At 57.8% G+C, this 17,591-nt stretch carries 15 protein-coding genes; 3 read left to right on the top strand and 12 right to left on the bottom strand.

Features of this window, described 5'->3' with window-relative positions:
* Window positions 1–57 precede the first annotated feature (57 nt).
* On the top strand, window positions 58–258 hold the full coding sequence (locus ACZ5EH_RS08965) for a tautomerase family protein (protein WP_464277780.1): 201 nt from the start codon (window positions 58–60) through the stop codon (window positions 256–258).
* Window positions 259–420: 162 nt separating this feature from the next.
* Here ACZ5EH_RS08965 and ACZ5EH_RS08970 read toward each other — a convergent pair whose 3' ends face one another.
* Genes ACZ5EH_RS08970 through recD2 form a run of 3 tightly spaced genes read right to left on the bottom strand, consistent with a single transcriptional unit; the run spans window position 421 to window position 5,444 of the window.
* Complete coding sequence (locus ACZ5EH_RS08970) at window positions 421–1,779, bottom strand: NlpC/P60 family N-terminal domain-containing protein (protein ID WP_464277781.1); 1,359 nt, start codon at window positions 1,777–1,779, stop codon at window positions 421–423.
* Between the two features lie 13 nt (window positions 1,780–1,792).
* The gene (locus ACZ5EH_RS08975; protein WP_464277782.1) at window positions 1,793–3,139 is read right to left on the bottom strand and encodes a response regulator; all 1,347 of its coding nucleotides are present in this window, start codon (window positions 3,137–3,139) and stop codon (window positions 1,793–1,795) included.
* Window positions 3,140–3,170: 31 nt separating this feature from the next.
* Window positions 3,171–5,444 (bottom strand): SF1B family DNA helicase RecD2, encoded by a 2,274-nt coding sequence (recD2, locus tag ACZ5EH_RS08980; protein WP_464277783.1) that lies wholly within the window; start codon window positions 5,442–5,444, stop codon window positions 3,171–3,173.
* 319 nt (window positions 5,445–5,763) lie between these two features.
* Here recD2 and htpG point away from each other — a divergent pair, with 319 nt between their 5' ends.
* Together htpG and ACZ5EH_RS08990 are read left to right on the top strand one after the other, a co-directional pair.
* Window positions 5,764–7,698: a molecular chaperone HtpG gene (htpG, locus tag ACZ5EH_RS08985; protein ID WP_464277784.1), complete on the top strand. Its 1,935-nt coding sequence runs from the start codon at window positions 5,764–5,766 to the stop codon at window positions 7,696–7,698.
* A gap of 261 nt (window positions 7,699–7,959) precedes the next feature.
* Window positions 7,960–8,319 (top strand): hypothetical protein, encoded by a 360-nt coding sequence (locus ACZ5EH_RS08990; RefSeq protein ID WP_464277785.1) that lies wholly within the window; start codon window positions 7,960–7,962, stop codon window positions 8,317–8,319.
* A 5-nt stretch (window positions 8,320–8,324) separates the two neighbouring features.
* Here ACZ5EH_RS08990 and ACZ5EH_RS08995 read toward each other — a convergent pair whose 3' ends face one another.
* The 9 genes from ACZ5EH_RS08995 to ACZ5EH_RS09035 all read right to left on the bottom strand — a co-directional run bounded on the left by ACZ5EH_RS08995 (window position 8,325) and on the right by ACZ5EH_RS09035 (window position 17,494).
* Window positions 8,325–9,932 carry a methyl-accepting chemotaxis protein gene (locus tag ACZ5EH_RS08995; RefSeq protein WP_464277786.1) on the bottom strand — a complete coding sequence of 536 codons (1,608 nt, stop codon included), beginning with the start codon at window positions 9,930–9,932 and terminating at the stop codon, window positions 8,325–8,327.
* A gap of 246 nt (window positions 9,933–10,178) precedes the next feature.
* Window positions 10,179–10,688, bottom strand: a complete 510-nt coding sequence (locus ACZ5EH_RS09000; protein WP_464277787.1) for a YchJ family protein — start codon at window positions 10,686–10,688, stop codon at window positions 10,179–10,181.
* Complete coding sequence (gene moaC / locus ACZ5EH_RS09005; RefSeq protein WP_464277788.1) at window positions 10,672–11,181, bottom strand: cyclic pyranopterin monophosphate synthase MoaC; 510 nt, start codon at window positions 11,179–11,181, stop codon at window positions 10,672–10,674. The genes ACZ5EH_RS09000 and moaC overlap by 17 nt, the downstream gene beginning before the upstream one ends.
* Window positions 11,182–11,362: 181 nt before the next feature.
* Window positions 11,363–12,535, bottom strand: a complete 1,173-nt coding sequence (dnaJ, locus tag ACZ5EH_RS09010) for a molecular chaperone DnaJ (RefSeq protein ID WP_464277789.1) — start codon at window positions 12,533–12,535, stop codon at window positions 11,363–11,365.
* Window positions 12,536–12,556: 21 nt separating this feature from the next.
* Window positions 12,557–12,817: a DNA-directed RNA polymerase subunit omega gene (rpoZ, locus tag ACZ5EH_RS09015; protein ID WP_464277790.1), complete on the bottom strand. Its 261-nt coding sequence runs from the start codon at window positions 12,815–12,817 to the stop codon at window positions 12,557–12,559.
* A gap of 50 nt (window positions 12,818–12,867) precedes the next feature.
* Window positions 12,868–14,355 carry a DUF4340 domain-containing protein gene (locus ACZ5EH_RS09020; protein WP_464277791.1) on the bottom strand — a complete coding sequence of 496 codons (1,488 nt, stop codon included), beginning with the start codon at window positions 14,353–14,355 and terminating at the stop codon, window positions 12,868–12,870.
* Window positions 14,356–14,368: 13 nt separating this feature from the next.
* Window positions 14,369–15,769: a GldG family protein gene (locus tag ACZ5EH_RS09025; protein ID WP_464277792.1), complete on the bottom strand. Its 1,401-nt coding sequence runs from the start codon at window positions 15,767–15,769 to the stop codon at window positions 14,369–14,371.
* A gap of 4 nt (window positions 15,770–15,773) precedes the next feature.
* Window positions 15,774–16,541, bottom strand: coding sequence for an ABC transporter permease (locus ACZ5EH_RS09030; protein ID WP_464277793.1), 768 nt, complete (start codon window positions 16,539–16,541; stop codon window positions 15,774–15,776).
* The gene (locus ACZ5EH_RS09035; RefSeq protein ID WP_464277794.1) at window positions 16,538–17,494 is read right to left on the bottom strand and encodes an ABC transporter ATP-binding protein; all 957 of its coding nucleotides are present in this window, start codon (window positions 17,492–17,494) and stop codon (window positions 16,538–16,540) included. Before ACZ5EH_RS09035 ends, ACZ5EH_RS09030 begins: the two co-directional genes overlap by 4 nt.
* Window positions 17,495–17,591 lie beyond the last annotated feature (97 nt).

Below are 17,591 nucleotides of genomic sequence, written 5' to 3' on the forward strand. Positions count from 1 at the left end.
TTCACCGTTACGAAGCGCTAAGGCTTCGCCAACCAGGAAAACAAGGAGACAGGATCCATGCCCTTCATCAACATCAAGATTGCACGCAGCAACCCCACTGCCGAACAAAAGGCCGAGGTTATCAAGCGCGTAACCCAGGTCATGCAGGAAGTGCTGGGCAAAAAGCCGGAAAACACCATGGTGATGATCGAGGAAGTCGATACCGACAACGTGGGCCTCGGCGGCGTCACCATTACGGAAAAATTGAAAGGCGCGTAGGCAGGGGCGTTCCAAAGAGAGCGCCCTTTCCACAGATACGCGTGGATGAAAAAACCCCCGGAGTGCGCATTGCGTACCCCGGGGGTTTGTTTTTATGAGAGCGCCTGCTCTGGCAGGCGTTGTGGATGCTGTGGGATACGTCAAGCCCGCAACGTGAACTGCCTATTCCTTGCCCTCTCCCAAAATGGCTATGGAATCGATGCGTTTTTGTAGCAGATAGTCGGCGCGTTGCACCGGTTCCAGCTCCTTACCGGGCGTCAGGGTGGTGATTACGGCGCGCCCTATGATTTGCCGCCCCTTTTGACCGCATGTGTCCAGTGTGCGCAACCCCCAGATATTATGCATGATGATGGCGCGCCCCTTGTATTCGCCAAGGAACAGCATCACATGTCCAGGCTGCCCCACAAGGGTGCGGAAGGGTACTCCCTTCTCAAGTAACGTTGCCTCTTTGTCCGCGGGGGAGCGCTCGGTGATGTCAATATGGCGCCCTGTACGGGCCTGTGGCTTGGAGTTGCGCGGCAGCCATACACCAAAAGGGGTGAACAGATCACGCACCATGGCGGAGCAGTCCCTGTCTTCGTACATGCCCCCCCATCCGTAGGATTGTCCCATGAGTTCCCGGGCCACTGTGGCTATTGCCTTGGGTTCCAGCGGTAGCGGGAAGGGCGCGTCATTTTCAGGGGGCGCGGTGGCCTCCATGAAAACTGCGTTGCCATCAGGGGCGCGGCCAGGTGCCAGCATGACGCCTGAGGACGTTAAAGGAAAGATGCTGCCGATATGGGCGGTAGCGACGAAATCCCCTTCTTTGTCTTTGAGGGCTGTGTCGTCCTGGATTATGGCGGCGTACGGCGCGCCGCGAAAGCGCTGCATCTGTTCCGGGGCTATAAAGGCCAGATCTCGGGCCGGCACCCAGCCAGCGGCAAAGGGCGCTTCCGCATATAACCAGGCCCCGTCGGCGCTTTTGTGCGAGACAAACACCGGCGTGCCCAGCCATAGCGCGGAGTTTTGGAAGTAATCGAAGGGAAATCCTTCTCCAGCCTCGCGCGGGTCATAAAAAAAGGGGCGCATGGTGGGCATGGCTCTGAGCGCGGTGTTGCGCACTGCAATGGCAGGTTTGGCAAGGGAGGGAAACGCCCCCGTATTCATTTTTGCCACAAGACTGTCGAACCACCCTCTATCCCGGGGGCGCAGGTTTTCGCCATACCCCTGTTTGTTGCCGTAAGAGGCTATGCTCCAAAAGGCCGCATCCTTGGAGTAGGCTGTGGCTTGCTGTCTCCAGGGCGCAAGAAAACGCTGCAGATAGTTTGTGCTTTCTGCTTCCAGGGCCTTGGCTTCTGGTTTGGGCCAGTCGGCATTCAGGCGGTCGGCATAAAACATGGGGTCCTGGGGGAGCTCCCGCAGGTCGGCGATGCTTTTTGAGGTATCCCAAGGCAGGGTGGGGCAGGTGGCTTTTGGGGCGCAGCCCGAAGCCAGCAGCAAAATCAGCAATGATATGGAATAAAGAATGCTGCGAAGGTGCATAGCGCGCTCCGGTTCAGGCTTTTGGGACCTGGTGGCGCAACAGGGCGCCGGCAAGTGCATGTTCAAGGCGCTCCTGGTCCACGGGTTTCACCAAATATTCGTCCATGCCCGCAGCAAGAAAGCGTTCCTTGTCGTTGTTGCGGGCATAAATGGTCAGGGCCACAATCGGTATTTCGTGATTGCGCACGTTGCTGCCGGGGTCTCGGATGACGCCGGTGGCGGCAATGCCGTCCAGCCGCGGCATCTGGATGTCCATAAGCACGAGATCAAAGTCCTCCTTTGCCAGGCGGGTCAGAGCCTCTTGGCCGTTTTCGGCGCAGACCACTGTGTGCCCCATGCGGGTGAGCATGACCCTGGTCAGAAAACGCGAGATCTCTTCGTCTTCCACCAGCAGAATATGTAAGGAATGTTGGGGCGTGGCCTGCGTAGTGACCTCGCCATTTACGCCCCCTTGCAAGGGAATTTCCAGCCGTGCCGTGAAGTGGAATGTGCTGCCAGCGTTTGGCTTGCTTTCAAACCAGAGGTTGCCGCCCATCTTTTTTGCGAGATGGAGCGATATGGGCAGGCCAAGACCGGCGCCGGCAAATTTTTTGGTGAGCAGCGTCTCGGAAAGACAGAAACATTCAAAAACATCAGCCTGCTTTTCGTGGGGAATCCCGATGCCGGTATCTTTGACGGCAATATGCAGGGGGCATACCTGCCGTTCTGCATCGTCGGAAGCGGTGGCCATGTGTGCTGCGCGTTTGTCGCTGCAGCGTTCAATGGTGATGGAGACACTGCCCTTGTCGGTATATTTCAGGGCGTTGCCGGCCAGGTTCACAAAAACTTGTTTGAGCCGTTCGGGGTCGCCGGACAGTTGCGCAGGCACCCCCTTGCCCCAACTGACGGAAAACGCCAGCCCCTTGTCACTGGCGCGCTTTTCCAGGGCTTTCAAAATAGGGGCGAGGGTTGTTTTTAACGAGAAAATACGCGGTTTGAGCTTGAGCTGGTCACGCTCTGCCGAAGAGTAGTCCAGGATATTGTTGATGATGCGCAGGAGGTCATAGCCGCAGCGGCGCAATGCGTCCAGATATTCCCGCTGTTCCTGGTCCAGGCGCGTATCGCGCAGGAGTTCCCCCATGCCCAGCAAACCATTGAGGGGGGTGCGCAACTCATGGCTCATGTTGGACAAAAAATCACGCTTGGCCTGCAGCGTTTCCGTGGAGTTGGGTTTGTTGGAAAAGGATGCAAGTGCTTTCAGGCTGCAGTTCTCGCGCTCCAGTTCCTCGATGCGTTGCACAAGAATCGCAACATCGGCGTCAGAGCCGGCGCTCTGCGTTTCTCCATGGTTGTTTTTCTTTGCATTGTGCGGCGTGTCCATGCTCCGGACTCCCATTACCACCCCCCAGTGGTTAGCATCTGTCGCACATCTCTGCCAGACGATGCTCCAAATTGGTAAAGCGTTTGTGGGTGGCGTTATTGCCCACGGCAATGCCGATGGCGCGCTTTGCCCCCACAAGCACTACCAGCTTTTTACCCCGTGTTACGGCGGTGTACAAGAGGTTGCGCTGTAGGAGAACGTAGTGCTGCGTGAGCACGGGCACGACCACGGCGGGATATTCGGAGCCCTGAGATTTGTGGATGGAGGTGGCGTAGGCCAGGACCAGCTCTTCGAGTTCTGCGCCTTCTATGGTGACTTCGCGCTCGTCAAAGAGCACCTCCAGCCTGGCTGATTCACGGTCACACCCCTGAATGATGCCGATGTCGCCGTTATAAATGTCTTTATCGTAATTGTTGCGCACCTGCATGACCTTGTCGCCCAGGCGAAAGGCCTTGCCGGCTCTGTTCAGGCACACGGGGCGCGGGTTCAGGCGCTCCTGCAGCATGGCGTTCAGGTTCTGGGCGCCGGCTGGGCCTTTGTGCATGGGCGTAAGCACCTGAATATCCTGCATGGGGTCGAAGTCGAAACGTCGCGGAATATGGGAGTGCACCAGGTCGACCACCATCTCGGCCGCTGCCTCGGGGTTGTCGCGCTGTATGAAATAGAAGTCCGAAGGTTCGTCGATGCTGCCCAGGAGCGAAGGCATGCGCCCCTGGTTTATGGCGTGGGCGTTCATGACGATGGCGCTTTCACGGGCCTGGCGGAAAATTTCGTCCAGCTCCACCACATCGCAGCAGCCCGAGCCGATGATATCCCCCAGCACGTTGCCCGGCCCCACAGAAGGGAGCTGGTTCACGTCACCCACCAGCACCAGTGTGGTGCCCTTTGGCACGGCCTTCAGCAGGTGGTAGCTCAGCATCTGGTCCATCATGGAGGCTTCATCCACGATCAGCAGCGAACATTCCAGGGGCGTTTCCTCATTGCGGCGAAAGCCCCCTTCCTGTGGGCTGTACTCCAGCAGCCTGTGAATGGTTTTTGCCTCATGGCGGGTGGCCTCGGCCATGCGTTTGGCCGCGCGGCCAGTGGGCGCCGCCAGCAAAGCCTTGGCCTTGATGGCCTGAAAAATGCGCAAAATGGCGATGATGATGGTGGTCTTGCCAGTACCGGGACCGCCCGTCACCACCAATACTTTGCTGTTTGCCGCTGCGCGTATGGCTTCCGCCTGTTTGGATGCCAGGAAAATGCCCAGCTTGCCCTGCACCCAGGCGATGGCTTTTTCCGCTTCGATGGGGCGCACGGTCTTTGGCGCGTCCATCAAATCTATGAGCTTTTGCGCGACGCCCGTCTCGGCAACGTGGTAGGGCGTCAGGAACAGGCTCCGGCCGCTCTCGCCGGGAATATCCTCTTCCATGACCCGGCGCTCCTCCAGCAGGTTGCGGGCCGCTTCTTCCACCAGTTCGGGCACGTCCAGCCCCAACAGTTCGCAGCAGCGGCGTTTAAGCTCCTCCAGGGGCAGGTACACGTGCCCCTGGTCGCTGCACTGGCGCAGTACGTAATGCGCAGCGGCCTGCACGCGCTGCAGGCTTTCTTCATCAATGCCCAGCTTGCGGGCAATGGCGTCGGCCGTGATGAATCCCACCCTGGGGATGTCCATGGCCATGCGGTAGGGGTTGTCCTGTAGCACGTAAATGGCGGCAGGGCCGTAAAATTTGAAAATGCGCACGGCATAGGCGCTGGAAACGCCGTGCTCCTGCAAAAAGACCATGAGTTCGCGGACGTCTTTTTGCTCCTGCCAGACGCCCTTGATCTGCTCCAGTCGTTTGGGGCCAATGCCCTCGATCTCCAGCAAGCGATCCAGGTGGTTGTCCAGCACGTCCATGGTGTCGTGGCCAAACCGGGCTATGATGCGGTCCGCCATCTGTTCGCCTATGCCCTTGATGAGCCCGGACTGCAGATAGGCGCGCAAACCGTTCAGGGAAGAAGGCATGGCCAGGGAGCAGCTGGTTGCGCGGAACTGGGTGCCGTATTTCGGATTTTCCACCCAGTCGCCCTTGAGCAGCAGTTCCTGCCCGGGTTGGGGGTCCACCATGTGCCCCACCACGGTGATCAGCGCGTCACGGTCGTTGCCGTACCCGCGCAGTGTTGGCACGGCGTCTGGCCGTCCGTGCATGCGCAGCCGCGCCACGGTGAAGCCTGTGTCTTCGGCGGTAAAGGTGATGCGCTCTATCTCGCCCGTTATCTCTATCTCGCCGGAAGGTGTGTTTCCCTTTCCCTCATGGCGTGGCGTGTGGTCGTACTCTGGCATCCGCGCACCATAGGGGAAAACCGCTGCGCAGAAAAGAGGCAGACGCGGGAGGAACCGGCTTTACGCAAGGGCAATGACGCAACAGACTAGTTTTCTTACTCTTGACAGCCACAAATGGGGCATTATTACTGAGAAGCTGACATAATCGTCCTGGCCTGGCTCTTTCAGGCAGGGCCATGACGCATCTGCAGAAAATTCGCTCTATTTTGCATCGTGCATTTTCCATTTTATCGCTTATACGGGGCTGCTTGACGGCAAAGCGCAATTGCAGCCGCAGACTAACGGTATAAAGACTGGCGACCATTACAAGGAGGAGATAATGACCGCACCCGAGCATACTGGTGAACAACACACCTTTAAAGCAGAAGTGCAGAAGCTGCTGCACATCATCACCCACTCCATTTACACCAACAAGGAAATTTTCCTGCGCGAGCTGATTTCCAACGCTTCCGACGCATTGGACAAACTGCGTTTCGAAACCAGCCGCTCCACAGAGGTGAAGGACCCTGATCTGCCCCTGGAAATCCGCATCACCACGGACGAGGACAAGAAACTGCTCGTGGTGGAAGATACGGGCGTGGGCATGACCCGGGACGAGGTGGTGGAGAACCTGGGCACCATTGCCCGCTCTGGTTCCGAAGAGTTCATCCGCAACCTGGAGCAGGCCAAGGCCGGGGGCGATGAGGCCGCACAGGGCGATGCGGGCAACATCATTGGCCGCTTCGGCGTGGGCTTTTATTCCGTGTTCATGATCGCGGACAAGGTCACGGTGCGCTCCCGCTCCTATCGCCCTGATGCCGAAGCCGTGATCTGGGAATCCGACGGCGCCGGCGCCTATGAGGTTTCCACCACGGATGAGGATACGCCCCGCGGTACGCGCATTGAAATCCAGGTGACGGACGAAGCCAAGCGCTTTCTGGAAAAGTCGCACATTGAGCATGTCATCAAAAAGCATTCGAACTTCATCAATTTCCCCATCATGCTCGAAGGGGAGAAGGTCAACACCATCGCGGCCCTCTGGCGCGAGCCCAAGTTCCAGATAAGCAAGGAACAGTACGAGGAGTTCTACACCTTTTTGACCTATGACACCCAGCCCCCTCTGGATGTCATCCACAATGCAGTGGATGCTCCGGTGCAGTTCACCACCCTGGCCTTTATTCCCAAGAGGGGCATGGATTTTCTCAATCTGGGGCGCGATGAATACAGCCTGGACCTGTATGTGCGTCGCGTGCTTATTCAGCGCCAGAACAAGGACCTGGTGCCCGAATACCTGGGCTTTTTGAAAGGCGTGGTGGACACCGAGGACCTGCCCCTGAACATCTCCCGCGAGACGCTGCAGGAGAATGCGCTGATCCGTAAAATCCAGAAGACCCTGACCAAGCAGGTGCTCTCCCATCTGGAGAAACTGGCCAAAGACCGCCCCGAAGATTATGAGGCGTTCTGGAACGAGCACGCCAAGACCTTCCGCCTGGGGTATTCCGACTTCGCAAACAAGGAAAAGTTTGTTCCTCTGCTGCGCTTCAACACCTCCTACCACGAGGACGCCAAGGGGCTGAGCAGCCTGGATGATTACATCACCCGCGCCCGTGAGGGACAGAAGGAAGTCTACTATATCGCCGGCGCCAGCCGCGAGGCCATCAACCTGAATCCCCACCTGGAAATCTTCAAGACCAAGGGGCTCGAAGTGCTGTATCTGTACGAGCCGCTGGAAGAACTGGTCATGGATGCGGTGGGCGAATACAAGGAATTCAAGATGGTCAGCGCCGAGCTGGCCGACGTTGCCAGCCTGGAATCCCTGCCTGATGTCGGGGAAAAGAAGGAGCAGGCCGAGGAACTGGACGATACGGGCAAGCAGGACTTTGAAAAGCTGCTCGGTCGGGTCAAGGAAATCCTTGGCGACCGCGTCACCGAAGTGCGCGCCTCGCAACGCCTGAGCGACAGCCCCTGCTGCCTGGTGAGCCCGGACGGCGGTGTGAGTTCTTCCATGCAGAAGATCATGCAGATGATGCAGAAGGACAGCAGTATTCCGCCCAAGGCGTTGGAGCTCAACCGCGAGCATCCCTTGGTGCGTAACCTGCTGCGCATTTTCCGCAATGACGCGCAGGACGAAATGCTGACCAACAGCGTTGAGCAGCTCTACGAATCCTCGCTACTGCTGGAAGGTTACCTGGCCGACCCGCACGCCATGGTCAAACGCATCAACACCCTGCTGCAACGCTCCAGCGGCTGGTATACCGAGATCAAGAATATCTAGCTGATTGGGCCATCTGAGAATGTGAAACGCCCCCGTCAGTAAATGGTGGGGGCGTTTTTTCGTTTCTGTTGCGGTAAAAGAGAATGCTGCTGTCACCAGTTTCTGCTTTGGCGCCGAACAAGAGTAAATAATATGTATCGTTGTTTTGCTTCTAACCAGTTCCAACAGCGATATTGACACCCCGCCTCGAGAACCGGCATATGCAACACATACATTTTACAAACCAGTTCACTCAGTTATAAAACGCCAACCGGACAGCCAGTGCCCGCAATCTCCCAAAAAATACTGAAGCATCTCTTCAAGGAATTTCTGCCCTTTTTCCTGGGCTTCTTCCTTATCTTTATTCCGCTTATCTGGTGCGGCTATCTTGTTTACACGGGGGAGCGCATCGACATCATTGACTGCTTTGCCGCGGCGGGCGCCATTGTTTACATCCCCCTGGTGCTCATTCAGGAGAGTCTTGTCTATGTGATCGCCCCTGCCGTGGGGGGCCTGCTGCTGCTTGTTTCCTGCGTCCAGAAAAGCAAACGCACGCGTCTTGTAGCGTACGCGTGCGTGCTTGTGGGTTGGGCTGTTTACGGAACGGCCGTCACGGTGCATTTTTTTGAGCGGGTGTTGTAGCGCCCTTATTTTCCTTTACCTTCCGGCAGCATGAATTGTTCATGGGGGGCCGCCGATCCGTTCTCTTCCACGTCAAAGAAGTCTGTTGCTTCGGTCAGTTCCGCTGCCTTTTCGGTCAGGCTCTGTGAGGTGGCGGCAATTTCTTCGGCTGCAGATGCGTTTTGGTGGATGACCTGCCCCAGGCTTTGCAGTGACTTGTTCACCTGGCGGGCGTCGTCATCCTGGGTGGCGGTTGCCGAGGCGATTTGCGCCACCAAATCCGCAGTGTGTTGGATTTCTGGCACAAGATTGAGGAGTTTGCTGCCTGCGCGGTCGGCCACCTCCACGCTGGTATCCGCTATGTGGATAATCTCCTGGGCGGCCTTGCCGCTGCGTTCCGCCAGTTTGCGCACTTCAGAGGCAACCACGGCAAAGCCTTTACCATGCTCACCTGCACGGGCCGCCTCGATGGCTGCATTCAAAGCCAGCAGGTTGGTCTGGCGAGCGATTTCCTCGATTATTTGGATTTTGCCGGCAATTTCCTTGAGCGCCCCCAATCCTTCCTGCAGAGCCTCGCCACTGTCCTTGGCGTCCTTTGCCGCATTTACGGCTATTTCGCGTGTCTGGCCGGCATTTTGCGCATTGTCCTTGATGCTTTCGGCAATGGATTCCATCCGTGACGAGACGTCTTCCATGCTGGCGGACTGGGAGGCAGTGCCGCTGGCCACACTGTTGGCGGCTTCGGCAAGCTCGCGGCTGCTGGTGTGTACGGAGGCCGATGCCTCGGAAACGGCCTGAATCACGCTGCCCAGACTGGAGATCATGGCGTTGAGAGATTTGCCGACCTTGCCAATCTCATCATTGGCAGGCTTTGGGATGCCCTTGGAAAACTTGCCCTGGGCCATGTCTTCGGTCAGACGGGTTATTTCTAAAAGCGGCCTGATGACGGACGTGCGCATGACCCATGTGACCAGGGCGGAAATCACGATCAAGGTACCAACGGTCCACAGGGTGACGGAAATGGCAGCGGCTTTGGTTTCCTTTTTGGCCGCATCAAGGGAGCTGATGAGTTCGAATGCGCCGTGGATTTCGCCGACTTTCCAGCCTTCCTTGATGCCGCCTGTTACATCTTCTTCGCCCTTTGGGTCGCCATGACAATACAGACAATGCTCGGTCAATCTGATGGCCTTGAAATAGCGGATGGAATCGTCGCCTTGAATGGTGATTTCATCCTTGTTCTCAGCCTTCATCCGGGCGAGCACTTCTGCTTCGAGCGCAGTGGGTGTGTTTTGGGGATTCCGGGGCGAAACCTTGGGCACACGAAAGGTGTAGCCTGCCTCTTCGGCCTTGGTCATGGCCATGCGAATGGATGCGATGACAGGCACTGCGTCCATGACCTTGTCCTTTGGCAGTTCATCCAAGGGGCGTATTATGCCGGCATCAAGCATGTCGCTGACCCTGTTGCGCGCCGCCTCGGCCATGAAAACCACAGCCCTGCTCTGTTTGAGAATGCCTTCCTCGGATTTTTCGGAAATAGTGCTGATTTGCTGTGCCCCCATGACAAGGGCGATGACCACGGGCCCGATGATGGCCGTGATGATTGTTTTCGACTTCACGCTCATGTTTCGCAGCATTGCAAAAACCCCTCGCTGGAGATGCCAAGCCAGATTTTTTACGGCAGTAACATGAAGCATACCGCATGAGAGGGCTATTGCGTATTATATTCCGCTGCCGAGAGGGAATTTTGTACGGGGCGAAAAGGGGGGCAACCGGACAGCTTGGCGGGAGTACGCGCGGGTGGGAAAAAGGAGCTAAAAAAAGGCGTGCGCACCACATCCGTCAATAAATGCGGTGCGCATGGCATCAGCTATTTCGGATGATCAGCCGCAACACTTCTTGAATTTTTTACCGCTGCCGCAAGGGCAGGGATCATTGCGCCCTACCTTGGGTGCTTCCCGGCGAGAGGGCGCCTGCTTTTCGGGCTGCTCCACATCACCGTCCACGTAGCGCCATTTGCCGTTTTCACGGTTGAAGCGGGAGTGTTCGCGCACCTCGCCAGGTGCGCCGTGGCGCTCAAAGCGGGCAATAAAGGTTACCTCGCCAGTGGCGTCGTCTGGGCCGCCTGCTACGGTGTCCAATATCTCCAGCCCCTTCCAGGTGACGGAGCGGTTCCAGCGTTCCACTTCCCGGGGAACAAAGGCGGAACGCCGCTCCGGCGCCGTGGTTTCTTTCAGGTAGTCGATGTCGCTGACAGCGAAAGCTGCGTACCGCGAGCGCATGAGTTCTGCGGCAGTGGGCGGGAACGCCTCGCCCTTATGATAAGGGGCGCAGCACGTGACGTAGGGCTGGCCGGAGCCGCAAGGGCAGGATTTTTCACTTGTTTCCGACATTTTGTCCCTCATACTCGTAGGTGCCGCTCTTGCCACCGGACTTGTGCAGCAGGCGTCCTTCCTCGATGACCATGTCTTTTTGCACGGCCTTGCACATATCGTAGACGGTGAGGGCCGCAACCTGGGCAGCCATGAGGGCTTCCATCTCCACACCAGTCTGTCCGGAAGTGCGCGACTCAGCACGGATCACCACGGCAGGGGGTGTTTCGGTCAAGCTCAGCTCCACATCGACGTAGCTGAGGAACAGGGGGTGGCAAAGCGGAATCAGTTCAGAGGTGCGCTTGGCAGCCTGGATGCCGGCGATACGCGCCGTGGCTACCACATCACCCTTTGGCAGAGCCTTGTCGCGAACAAGCTCCAGGGTGGTGGGGGAGACCAGCACGCGGCACCCTGCAACTGCCCTGCGGCGGGTTTCGGCTTTAGCGCCAACGTCTACCATACGGGCATGGCCGGCTGCGTCCAGATGGGTCAGTTCAGAGCTGTCTTGGGACACGTTCGCTCCTTGGAGATTTTCGGGGGGAAGCAGTTCCCCCTGCAGAAAAGTTTATTATTCCCTTCTGTCTATATTGCGTCAACGCAAATGCCAAGAAGTTTGGAACAGGGAAAACGCAAAGGGGGAAAACCATTTTACAGGTTCCCCCCCTTTGTCAGGCGATATTCGTAAAATCCGCAGTCTAGCCGCTGGCAGCCTGGTCGGATTTATCCGTTTTTTCAGTCTCTTCAGACTTGTCAGATTTTGAGGATTTGCCTTTCTTGCCACCAAAGAAGTTTTTCACCTTGGTCATGGGGCGTTGGTCCTCGAGCCTGGCAAACTCGCGCAGCAATTCTTCCTGTTTTTTGGTCACGCTGTGGGGGATTTTCACGGTGACTTCAACAAGCAGATCGCCCTTGTGCTCACTGCCCAGATAGGGCAGGCCCAGGTCCTTGAGCTTGAACACTTCGCCCGACTGGGTTCCTTTGGGGATGTCCAGGGGCACGGGCTCGTCCAGGGTTGGCACTTCAATGCGCGAGCCGATGATGGCGTCCACAACACCGACCTCGGTCTGGTAGATGAGGTCCTGCCCTTGGCGACGGAAGGTCTTGTCCTCCTGGACGTGGATGACCACGTACAGATCGCCGGGAGGGCCGCCAAACTGGCCAGGCTCGCCTTCTCCGCGCAAACGCAGACGGTTGCCATTGTCCACGCCGGCGGGAATACGCACGGAAAGTTCGCGCACTTCCTGCACCACGCGGCGGCCGCGGCATTTGGAGCAGGGCTCGCTCACCACGCGCCCTTCACCATGACAGGTGGGGCAGGTCATGGCTATGCGGAAAAAGCCCTGGTTTTGCTGCACCTGTCCGGCGCCATGGCATTGCGGGCAGGTTTCAGGCGAAGTTCCCGGGGCGGCACCTGAGCCCTCGCATTCGGGGCAGGTGACGTTCTTGGGAATCTTCAGCATGGTTTCCATGCCCTTGGCGGCTTCGCGAAAGGTCACGCTCAGGTTGTAGCGCAGGTCTGCGCCTGCCTGGGGGCGTGGTCCGCGGGAGCGCGCCTGGCCGAAGCCAAAGAATTCGCTGAAGATGTCACCAAAGGTGCTGAAAATGTCATCAGCGTTGGAGAACCCTTCAAACCCGTTGGCGGAAAGCCCTTCGTGTCCGAATTGATCGTAGCGGGCGCGTTTTTGCGGGTCACGCAACACTTCGTATGCTTCAGCCGCTTCCTTGAACATGGATTCGGCTTCAGCGTCACCGGGATTGCGGTCAGGGTGATATTTCAAGGCCATCTGGCGATAGGCGCGTTTTATCTCGTCGCCGTTCGCTTCACGCGTAACCTCGAGCACCTCGTAGTAGTCTCGTTTGGCAGACATGATTCTCTAGTATCTTTTGCCTCAGGCGTCGTCAGAAGCGAACTTCTGGTCCTGGCCAAAGGTCATCTCGTTTTCAGGCTGTATTACCACGTAGGGGGCTTCCTGCAGCAGGACCTTGGAACCTGCAATCTCACGCAGGGCAGTGACCACTTCCTTGTTCTTGCTCGTAACCAGGGGTTCGTACCCTTCGCGGTACTGCTTCACCCGTTTGATGGACATCTGAACCAGAAGAAAGCGATTATCCACCTGTTTCTGGCAATCTTCAACTGTGATGCGTGCCATGTTGACTCCTTAAAGAATAATAATACTTGGGGCCGCAAAGTGCGAAAAAACTATTGGGCAGAGGAAAGTTGGGACAGCCTTGCAAGAAGGTCGTCCAACAACTCGCGCTCCACCGGATACGCCTTGTATGGTTGCTCCACCACCGCCCAGCATTGGCCGGGGGGCAATGAATCATCTTCGTGGAAACTGACGACAACAGAGGAACCGTCCGGCTTCTGGCCGGCATCCCCTGCAGGCTGTGCTGCATCGTCTGCCTGGAGCGCTGCGTCATAGAGCCGCCAGGTCAAAGCGAGTTTTGCCGTAGGGGGCAGGGCAGCACGTCCGGTATCGAGATACTTGAGATCGCCCAGCCGCCAGAGCAGAACATCAAAGCCCGGCAGCGGCGTGCCGCTTTCGGTCTGCCATGTCGTGCCCTCGCTGACAGCTACAAGCGGGCTATACCGGTCTTTGGCCGCGGGTTCAAGCTCCATACGCTCCACTTTTGCTCGATCCAGCTCTATTATACCCCGCTGGCTGAGGTAAAATCCAGTCTTGGCAAGGGCCTTGACCATTTTTGCATCCACAGCCACCGGGGCTTTTTGCCAGGACGAAACAGCGGCAAAAGCCAATGTTTTCGCTTCCCCTGGTTGCGGTAGCTGATAAATGCGCAACTGCTCAGGCTTTTCTGCTCCGCTGCGCCAGAAGGAGAATTCAAGTCCTGGGGTCAGCCCCTGGGGTGAAAAATCCGTCAGATATTTTGTGCCTTCCAACGTTGCAAGATCATGGGCGTACATGTTGGCTTCCTGCATGTCCACCGTCTTTGTGGCCAAATCTTGCGGCCAGGTAAAACGCCACTGCGCGGATTCTCCGGCAGCTTCTGCATTTTGCGCGCGTTCCAGCTCCCAGGAGGGAAAGCCAGTTTCCTTGCCCCCTGCCTGATCTGCCTGGCTGGGGCTTATAAGCCTGATCTTTTCCAGCGCCTTTGTGTCAATGTCCAGGAGCCGGAGGTCGTGGTACTGGCTTGCCGGCTGCGAAAGCTTTTCCGCGTACTGCGCATCCAGCAGCAGAATACCGGCAACATTCGAACTCAGGGCGTACACACCGTCGCCTGCCGGATTCTTGTCTCCAATGGCGATTCGCCAGGGTGCGGCCTTGGCCGTCTCTCCCTGCTGCGCCTTGCCCTGGAGTGTAAGTACGGTTTGCGGTTTGTCCAGACCATAAGGTGCCAACGTTTTGGAATCCGGCGCCGCATTGCCCTCCAATTGCAGCCGGCGGGTAGGGCCGTGGTCTGCCACATAATCCAACAGACTGTCCACCTTGGTCACAGCGGCGCGCAGGGCGGGTCCCTGCCCGGTGCTTATCAGCCAGGAACCCTTGTCGTTTGTCAGGGTAAAGTCGCCTTTGGGGGACGCCACAGTAACCGACTGCGCCTGGTGTACATCCATGGCGGGCCAGTTCGTATCCGTACCGGCCTGTTCCTGTTTTTCTTCGGGCCAAAAGCTGACGGTCGCCCAGACGGCCACGGCCAGCACGGCCAGGATCATGATTCGTTTGTTCATGGCTACAATGGGGCTATTGTTTCACCTTGCGCCGGGACATGGCCACCCAGATGGCAAAGCCCAGGCAGAGAAGGGGCAGCAAAAAAAGCGGCGCCCAGGTCACCACCATGCGTTCCGCCACGGAAAGCGTCAGGAACACGTTGGCGCTTTTCGGCTTGCTGACAGTGATCAGCTTCTCGCGCTCCATCAACCAGTTTGCGCTGTTGCGTACAATGTCCAGGTTGCCGGCCATGTTCACATACTGGTCTGTCGCAAAATCCTGGTCTGCAAAAACTACGGCGCGCTGGCTTGGTGCGGCCTTGTCGGCCTCACTCTGCTGTTCAGCTTCGGGGGCGCCATCTGCGCCGTCTTCGGTTTTTGCGCCAGGTGTGTTTTCATAGACGGCGGCCAACCACAGCGGGCCGGGAGTGTCCTCTCCCTCGTCGAATTTGGCGGTGCCGTGCTCCCGCAGGTTGTCGAGGTTGGTTTCCAGCCAGGATTGCTCCGTGCTGCTGCCAAGCGGTGCCGCATGGGAGGGGGCTCCTTCGGCCCCGGCAAGTGCGGTGGCCGTGGGCAGCACTGTCATCAGGGCGAAGTCCCTGGTGATGGGGTGGTAGCCGTAATCCTGAACAATGGGAGCCATGGGGTCGCCCACGATGAGCCGGCTGAGCGGGTCGAGGGTGAAGCCGTCGAGCCGTTTCATACCCAGGTTGGCCAGCCAGGGGTCCAGATTGGTCTTGTTTTCAGCGGAAAGACCGATGAGCAGGCGGCCGCCCTTTTTCCACCAGGCATCGAGGACATCGAGTTCGTGCTGGAGAAAGTCGGTTTTCGGGCCCAGAATGACAAGGGTATCTGCGTCTTCGGGTATCTGATCGGCCCTGGCCAGAGTCAGGGGCGCCACATCGGCGCCCTGATCGGTCAGCGCCTTGGCCAGCATGGAACAGGACTGTTGGCCGGTGGCTTTTGGATTGGATTCGCCGTGCCCCTGCACGAAGTATATCTTGGCGCGGGTGGGATTGCTGACACGGATCACGCCGTTGATCAGCTTCTCCTCGTCGGGAAAAAGCACCTTTTCCGTCTTGTTGCCGGACAGCAGCACAACGGTGCCGGTCTGGGTCACGTCATATTCCTTGGCGCGATACGGGGAGCGGTCCGGGTCTACGAATTCATAGGTGAATTCACCTGTCTTCTGGGTGAAGAGTTGCAGCAGACTCTCTATCTGGGCCCGTTCTTCAGGGCGAAAGAACGCCACTGCAGTGACCGGTGCATCCAGTTCTCTGAGCGCGTGCACGGTTTCCACGGCCAGGGAATAGCGCTTGTTGGCTGTGGTGTCCCAGCGCCAGCTTTGTTTGGCGGCCAGAACGTTCAGCCCTATCAACAGACAAAGGCCGAGAATGCCGGCCAGTGCGGTTTGGGAAATCCGTTTCATGTTCATGGCGCTACCCTCTCCAACGTTGGTTTTCCAGGCTCAACACGGATAACCAGAAAAAGCCTGCGATGAAGGTCAGGTAGTAGACCAGGTCCGCTACGCTGAGCACGCCGTTGGTGAATGAGTCAAAATGGTTCATGGGCGAAAGACGCGTCAGGATTTCAGTCACCGGGCCCTGGCCGACTTCGCCGGCCCAGGAAAGCAGCCACAAAAGGAGCAGCGCGGCAAAACTGAGTACGGCGGAGACGATCTGGCTTTCCGTGAGCGATGAGAGGAACAGCCCCAGGGAGGCAAAGGCAGCCGCCAGCAGGAAAAGGCCGAAATACCCCGTCAACGTAGGGGGCAGTTCTGGCTCGGAAAAAACATACAGCAGCCCGGGCCCGAGTGCGGAAAGCGCCAGCATGATGACCAGGAAGGCGGAGATGGCCAGAAGCTTGCCGCCTACGATCTGATGCTCCCGCAGGGGGTAGCTCAGCAGCATCTCAAAGGTGCCCTGGCGTTTTTCTTCGCTGAAGCCGCGCATGGTCAAAAGCGGCAGGAAAAAGAGCAGGATCACCCCCGTATTTTGGATGTACGGGGCAATGATCATCTCATTGGGGCCAAAGTCGGAAACCTGCGGGTTCTGCATCACCTGGATGCTGATGAGTTCGAAATACTGCACCGCAGTGACAAAGAAATAGCCCGATATGAGCAGGAAACAGGCCATGATAACGTAGGCCAGCGGGGAGCGGAACAGGACGAAAAGGTCCTTGCGCATCACCAGAATGGAGCCGTTCATGCCTCGCCTCCTTCAGTCTCTTCCTCGTGCACCAGGCTGACGTACACCTCTTCGAGGCTCATGGATGCAGGTTTGAATTCCAGAACGGGCCAGCCCGCCAGAAAGGCTTCCCGGCTGATGTCTGCACGTCGGTCTTCTGCCATGTCGGTTTCTATATAAAACGCGCCCACGCCCATCTCGGACGGGGCTGGTTCGACCTTTTCCACCCAGGGCAGTGTGCTGTAGCGCTCCAGAACGACATCGTTCATGGCTGCGGGCATGTCGAGCCGCAGCAGGTATTTGCCGTGGCCGCCAAAGCTATGCGTAAGTCCGGCTGGCGTGTCTTCGGCCTTGATGCGCCCCTTGTCGATGATCAGCGCGCGATTGCAGGTCAGCTCGACTTCAGGGAGGATATGGGTGGAGATCAGGATCGTTTTCTCCTGCCCCAACTCTTTGATCAGGTTCCGGATTTCGCGAATTTGACGGGGATCCAGCCCGGCCGTGGGTTCGTCAAGGATCAGCAGCTTGGTGGGACCGAGTATGGCCTGGGCCAGGCCTACACGTTGCCGGTACCCCTTGGACAGGTGGCGGATGAGCCGGCCGGAAACATCCTTGAGGCCGCAACGCTCCATGACTTCTTCACTGTCCTTGGCGGGGGAGATGCTCTGCTTTACCCGCGCAGCCCAGAGCAGGTACTCCTGCACCTTCAGCTCGGGATACAGGGGCACGTTTTCGGGCATGTAGCCCAGGTGCCTGCGCAGGGCCATAGGGTCTTTTTGAATGTCTTTGCCGTTGAATCGCACGACACCAGCGGTGGGCGAAAGATAGCCCGTGAGGATGCGCATGGTCGTGGACTTCCCGGCTCCGTTGGGACCGAGCAGACCGACGATTTCACCCTGGTTTACGGAAAAATCCAGTCCGAAAAGAACCTGGACATTGCCGTAATGGTGATCGAGATGTTCCACTTCCAGCATGGCGTTCCCGTTTGTATGAACTGTAGTTATTGTGTTGAGGCGTTCGCCTTGTGCGAACGCGCGCCTGATGACGGCGCATGGATACGGCAGAATGATG

Source organism: Desulfovibrio biadhensis, assembly GCF_055388615.1.

What these genes read in the sequence shown, in the direction of transcription:
- htpG (WP_464277784.1), top strand. Translation starts at nt 5,764, where the DNA reads ATGACCGCACCCGAGCATACTGGTGAACAACACACCTTTAAAGCAGAA.
- recD2 (WP_464277783.1), bottom strand. Translation starts at nt 5,444, where the DNA reads ATGCCAGAGTACGACCACACGCCACGCCATGAGGGAAAGGGAAACACA.
- ACZ5EH_RS08975 (WP_464277782.1), bottom strand. Translation starts at nt 3,139, where the DNA reads ATGGACACGCCGCACAATGCAAAGAAAAACAACCATGGAGAAACGCAG.
- ACZ5EH_RS09020 (WP_464277791.1), bottom strand. Translation starts at nt 14,355, where the DNA reads ATGAACAAACGAATCATGATCCTGGCCGTGCTGGCCGTGGCCGTCTGG.
- ACZ5EH_RS09030 (WP_464277793.1), bottom strand. Translation starts at nt 16,541, where the DNA reads ATGAACGGCTCCATTCTGGTGATGCGCAAGGACCTTTTCGTCCTGTTC.
- ACZ5EH_RS08965 (WP_464277780.1), top strand. Translation starts at nt 58, where the DNA reads ATGCCCTTCATCAACATCAAGATTGCACGCAGCAACCCCACTGCCGAA.
- rpoZ (WP_464277790.1), bottom strand. Translation starts at nt 12,817, where the DNA reads ATGGCACGCATCACAGTTGAAGATTGCCAGAAACAGGTGGATAATCGC.
- ACZ5EH_RS09035 (WP_464277794.1), bottom strand. Translation starts at nt 17,494, where the DNA reads ATGCTGGAAGTGGAACATCTCGATCACCATTACGGCAATGTCCAGGTT.
- dnaJ (WP_464277789.1), bottom strand. Translation starts at nt 12,535, where the DNA reads ATGTCTGCCAAACGAGACTACTACGAGGTGCTCGAGGTTACGCGTGAA.
- ACZ5EH_RS09025 (WP_464277792.1), bottom strand. Translation starts at nt 15,769, where the DNA reads ATGAACATGAAACGGATTTCCCAAACCGCACTGGCCGGCATTCTCGGC.
- ACZ5EH_RS08970 (WP_464277781.1), bottom strand. Translation starts at nt 1,779, where the DNA reads ATGCACCTTCGCAGCATTCTTTATTCCATATCATTGCTGATTTTGCTG.
- ACZ5EH_RS09000 (WP_464277787.1), bottom strand. Translation starts at nt 10,688, where the DNA reads ATGTCGGAAACAAGTGAAAAATCCTGCCCTTGCGGCTCCGGCCAGCCC.
- ACZ5EH_RS08995 (WP_464277786.1), bottom strand. Translation starts at nt 9,932, where the DNA reads ATGCTGCGAAACATGAGCGTGAAGTCGAAAACAATCATCACGGCCATC.